Genomic DNA, 5,012 nt, shown 5'->3' on the forward strand with positions numbered 1-5,012 from the left:
AGCGGCCAGCGCTGGCGGTAAGCGGCAGGCGACGGCGACTGAGGCCGGCGCGCTGCTCAGGCGCCGGCCGGGGTCAGGGCGGCCGGGCGGGACGCGCCGCGGGTTCGTTTGACCGCGTACATGGCCGCGTCGGCCTGGGCCATCAACTCGTCCGGATTGCCCTCCCCGTAGGGCGACCAGGCCACCCCGAGACTGGCCTGCGGCACCAGGGTCGCCCCGTCCACCCGGACCCGGGCCGCGCTCAGTGCCGCCAGCAGGTCGGCGCCGATCCGGTCGGCGTGTTCACGGCCCGTCACGTCGCGGCACACGGCCACGAACTCGTCGCCGCCGATCCGCCCGACGATGCCGGTGGACGGAACGGCGCCGCGCAGACTCGTGGCCACCTGGCTCAGCAGCAGGTCGCCGGCGGCGTGGCCGTACCGATCGTTGATGGGTTTGAAGGAATTGAGGTCCAGGAAGATCACCGCGGTGCCGGCGTGCCGGTCGGAGGCGCCGAGGGAGTCCTCGAGGGCGGCGACCGTCGCGGCCCGGTTGTGGCAGCCGGTCAGCTCGTCGAAGGTGGCCTGACGCCACAGCCGTTCGCGCAGCAGCACCTCCTCGGTGACGTCGGCGAGGCAGACGATCGCGCCGGTCACCGCCCCGGAGTCGTCGGTCAGCGCCCGCAGGTTCGCGCGGATCCGGCGGATGCCCGCTCCGGGTTCGCGGTGGCCGTACTCGAAATCGGTGTCCTTGCCGGTGAGAACGCCTTCGAGAGCCGCGCCGGCCTGCCGGCGGTCGACGGGCTCGGCGAGTTCCAGGAGCGCCGCGGCGAGGTCGTCGCCGATCTGGGCCCGCACCAGCCGGGCGGCCTGCTCGTTGAGGAACGTGATCGCGCCGTCCGGGCCGACCTGGAGGATGGCCAGCGGAATCGTCTCGGTGAGCCGGCGCATCAGCTGCTCGGCGGCCCGGACCGCCTCCTGTGCCGCCATCTCGTCGGAGATGTCCAGCATCTCGGCGACCACCCGGGGACTGTCCGGGTCGGCGAGGTGATTGTGGTTGGTCACCTCGAACCACACGGTGTGCCCGTCGCGGTGCAGGTGCCGCAGCCGTACCCGGCGGGCCGACCCGTTCGGGGTGCCGAGCATGTCCATCCAGCTGGCGATGGCCCGCTGCTGGTCGCCGGGGTGCACGAGTTCCAGGGTGCGCTGCCCGACCAGTTCGTCCGGGGCCCAGCCGAGCAGCGGGAGGATCTCCGGGCCGACCTCGGTGACCAGCGACGTCGGGTTCTTCACCATGGTGACCATGCGTGGCCGGACGAGCTCCGGGGTCAGGGTCAGGTCGGCGGCGAGACCGGATCCGCTGATGATGCCGAGCAGCACGCCGTACCGGTGGCTGAGGTCGACCAGATGCATCCGGGCCGTCCGGTCCGGCGCGGCCGTCAGGTGGATCACACAGCTCGCCGCGCCTTCGACGAGGGCCTGCGACCAGGTGTCGATGACCACCCGGTGGTCGTCGGTGACGACCAGGCCGAGCATGGACGACGCGCCCTCGATCGGCCGCAGGCCGGTGCCGGCGATCTCCGGCGGCATCGCGGTGAACAGCCCGTTCCGGCCGATGGCCGCGACGAACGCGTCCGGCTGCTGGGCGACCAGGGTCGCGAAAACGGCGTCCAGGTCCTCGGGCTTGATCATCTGCTTGTCGGCCATGTGGTTCCAGATCGGCGGCCCGGCGCTGATCTGAAACCTTTCGGGAGCGGGTAGGTTGTGACGCGGTCCGAGGGGAGCAGCCTGTGAGTACCGCCGAGAGCACGAAGACCCGCCCCGAGCCGGCAGCCGATTCGTGGCAGATCGGGTCGCTGGAGTGGCTGGCCGTGGTGCTGGTGCTCCTGCTGCTGGTGCGTAACCGGCTGGCCGGGTGGCTGTCCGGGCCGGGGTTGCAGACCTGGACGACGGTGTTCGTCTCGGTGATGGTGCAGGCCGTGCCGTTCCTGGTGTTCGGGGTGGTGCTGTCCGCGGTGATCGCGGTGTTCGTGCCGCGCAGCTTCTGGGCCCGCGCCCTGCCGAACCATCCGGCGCTCGCCGTCCCGGCCGCGGGCATGGCCGGTGTCATCCTGCCCGGCTGCGAGTGCGGCAGCGTCCCGATCGCCGGTTCGCTGATCCGCCGCGGGGTCACCCCGGCCGCGGCGCTGGCGTTCCTGCTGGCCGCGCCGGCGATCAACCCGATCGTGCTGACCGCCACCGTGATCGCGTTCCCCGGGCAGCCGCAGATGGCGGTCGCCCGCGGACTGGCCAGCCTGGTCGTCGCGGTCGCGATGGGCTGGCTGTGGCTGCGCCTCGGCAAGACCGAGTGGATCAAGCTGCCGCACCGGCCGGACCTCGACGACACCTCGAAGGCGCGGGCGTTCTGGGCGGCCTGCCGGCACGACGTGATGCACGCGGGCGGCTTCCTGGTCATCGGCGCGGCGGCGGCGGCCACCATCAACGTCGTCGTCCCCGGCGCGTGGCTGCAGAAACTCGCCGACGACCCGATCGTGTCGATCCTGGTGCTGGCGACTCTGGCCGTACTCCTCTCGATCTGCAGTGAGGCCGACGCGTTCGTCGCCGCCTCGCTGACCCAGTTCTCGCTGACGTCGCGCCTGGTCTTCCTGGTCGTCGGCCCGATGGTCGACCTGAAGCTGATCTCGATGCAGGCCGGTGTGTTCGGCCGCCGGTTCATGGTCCGGTTCGCGCCGACCACGTTCGTCGCGGCGATCGTGGTCGGCACCGCGTTCGGAGCGGTGCTGCTATGACCCGCATCACCCAGGCGGTGGTGATGCTGCTCTTCGGCGGGGCGATCATCAGGTCCACCGTCACCGACACGTTCCTGCGTTACGTCAAAGAGGGCCTACGGCCCTTCCTGCTCGGCGCCGGCATCCTGCTGGTCACCGCTGCGATCATGACCATCTGGTACGACCTCCGCGCGGCCCGGTCACGTTCATCGGACCCGGCGCGCGGGTCTTCGGAGCCGGTCCACAGTTCTTCGCTGGCGGCCCACGGTGCTTCGGAGCTGGTCCACGGTGCTTCGGAGGCGGCGCGCGGGTCTTCGGAGCCGGTGCACGGTTCGTCGCGGCCAGCGCACGACGAGCACGGCCACGACGACGGTCATGGGCACGGCAGTCATGAGCCGCGGGTCGGCTGGCTGCTCCTCGCCCCGGTGATGGCCCTGCTGCTGCTCTCCCCACCGGCGCTGGGCTCGTTCGCGGCCGGTCAGTCCGGCAGTGTCGGCCCGGCCGCGGCGTCCGACTATCCGCCGCTGCCCGACGGCGATCCGGTCGAGGTCGGGCTGATGGACTACGCCGGTCGCGCGGTCTTCGACGGCGGCAAGAGCCTGACCGGCCGCAACGTGAAGCTGAGGGGCTTCATCACCCCGGGGCCGGACGGCAAGCCGATGCTCGCCCGGATGGTGCTGGCCTGCTGCGCCGCCGACGGCCGGCCGATCAAAATCGGTCTCGCGGGCGCCCCGATCGACGCGCCGCCGGACGCCTGGGTGGACGTCGTCGGCGTCTACAGCCCACAGGTCGGCACCGACCCGGTCAACCAGGCGCAACTCGCCTACCTCGACGTGCGGTCGTGGCAGGAGATCGACGAGCCGAAGCAGCCGTACGCCTAAGCACTGGGGACGACACCCGCCCGCGGCGCTCTAGATCGTCCGCAGGTCCAGGGAGTTGCGCACGTACGAACTGCGGTCGCCGGTCGACCACCACAGCACCCCGCCCCGGTACGAGATGTCGGCCGCGTCCGGGCTGATCAGCACCGTGCTCCGGTCGGTCAGGTCGTAGACCAGCAGTTCCTGGTTGCCGCTGAGCTCCGACTGCGGACCGACCCGGCCGATCACCTGGAACCGGTCCAGCACCGCCACATCACTGATGACCGTCTGGTATGTGCCCTCGGCGATGGTGCGGCGCGCCGAACCGTCCGCGTGCGACAACTCGATCCGGGTGTCGCCCTCCTCGTTCAGCGACACCACCTCACACCAGGCCGGGCTGCACGCGGTGACCGCCCGCCGCCCGGCCGGCACCTTGACGTCCTGGCCGGTGGTGAGGTTGTGCAGGGTGGTCGCGCCGGTGGCGGCGGTCTGCCCGTCGACCGCCCACGGCCAGGCCGACAGACCCCAGTCGCCGGGCACCCGCTGAACCGTCACCGGGCCACCGGTCACCGCCGTCGACCGGAATTCGGTGCTGTCACCGGCCGCCGCCGTCCATCGCACGATGCCGTTCGTGACGGTCAGGTCGTACTGGGAGGCGTACAGCCGCAGCGCGCCGACATCCTCGGTGAGCAGGTGGGCCGGCTTCCCGGACTTCAGGTCGGCCGTCCACAGCTGCGGCCGGCTCTTGATCGTCTCCACCCAGACCAGGGTGTCGCCCTCGCTGGTCAGAGCCGAGAACGGGCCCCGGTCGGTGGACGGCACCCGCCGCAGCTCACGCTCGGTCTTGTCCGGCTCCAGGACGACCAGGCGCAGGAACTTGTTGTCAGCGGTCCGGGCGGTGCCGGCCGACGTCCGGGCATCGAAGAACCAACCCGGGGTGTACGTGCTCCCGTCCGCCAGATGCGACGGGCTGTTGCCGCGCTCGGCGTTCGGCCAGGCCGCCCCGACCGACAGCGGCTGCGGCGGTCCCGAGGTGGCCGGCTGCCCGAACAGCAGGGCCGCCCCCGCGACCAGTGTCACGGCGAGCGCGACCAGCGTACGCAGCAGTGGGGCACGCTCAGGCATCCGGCGATCCTAGCTCGGCCCCCTTTCAGGATCAGGCCCCGGCCAGCGTTGCAGATCTTGCACGTTTCTCCACCTCCGCGGCGATCTTGCACGATCTTTCACGTCTGGGCGTGGTTTGTCGTGCAAGGTCTACTGCGCCGGACGGACCTTGCAGCCTTATTCCGGTCGGGATTGGGAAAGGCATGCAAGATCGGCGCGAGGATGAAAACTCGTGCAAGATCCGCGGGCGGCGAGCGACGGGCCGCGGGCGGCGAGCGACGGGCCGCGGGCGGCGAGCGACGGGC

4 protein-coding genes are annotated in these 5,012 nt (G+C 71.4%); 2 read left to right on the forward strand and 2 right to left on the reverse strand.

Features of this window, described 5'->3' with window-relative positions:
• Window positions 1-56: 56 nt before the first annotated feature.
• Window positions 57-1,685, reverse strand: coding sequence for a sensor domain-containing diguanylate cyclase (locus AB0E94_RS52420; protein ID WP_360344373.1), 1,629 nt, complete (start codon window positions 1,683-1,685; stop codon window positions 57-59).
• An 83-nt stretch (window positions 1,686-1,768) separates the two neighbouring features.
• On the opposite strand from AB0E94_RS52420, the gene AB0E94_RS52425 reads away from it, so the two are divergent.
• The gene (locus tag AB0E94_RS52425) at window positions 1,769-2,767 is read left to right on the forward strand and encodes a permease (RefSeq protein ID WP_360344376.1); all 999 of its coding nucleotides are present in this window, start codon (window positions 1,769-1,771) and stop codon (window positions 2,765-2,767) included.
• Window positions 2,764-3,627, forward strand: coding sequence for a TIGR03943 family protein (locus tag AB0E94_RS52430; RefSeq protein WP_360344379.1), 864 nt, complete (start codon window positions 2,764-2,766; stop codon window positions 3,625-3,627). The genes AB0E94_RS52425 and AB0E94_RS52430 overlap by 4 nt, the downstream gene beginning before the upstream one ends.
• A 30-nt stretch (window positions 3,628-3,657) precedes the next feature.
• Here AB0E94_RS52430 and AB0E94_RS52435 read toward each other — a convergent pair whose 3' ends face one another.
• Window positions 3,658-4,728, reverse strand: a complete 1,071-nt coding sequence (locus tag AB0E94_RS52435; protein ID WP_360344382.1) for a hypothetical protein — start codon at window positions 4,726-4,728, stop codon at window positions 3,658-3,660.
• Window positions 4,729-5,012: the final 284 nt, after the last annotated feature.

The organism is Actinoplanes sp. NPDC026670, from assembly GCF_040638175.1.
In the GTDB taxonomy this organism is placed as follows: domain Bacteria; phylum Actinomycetota; class Actinomycetes; order Mycobacteriales; family Micromonosporaceae; genus Actinoplanes.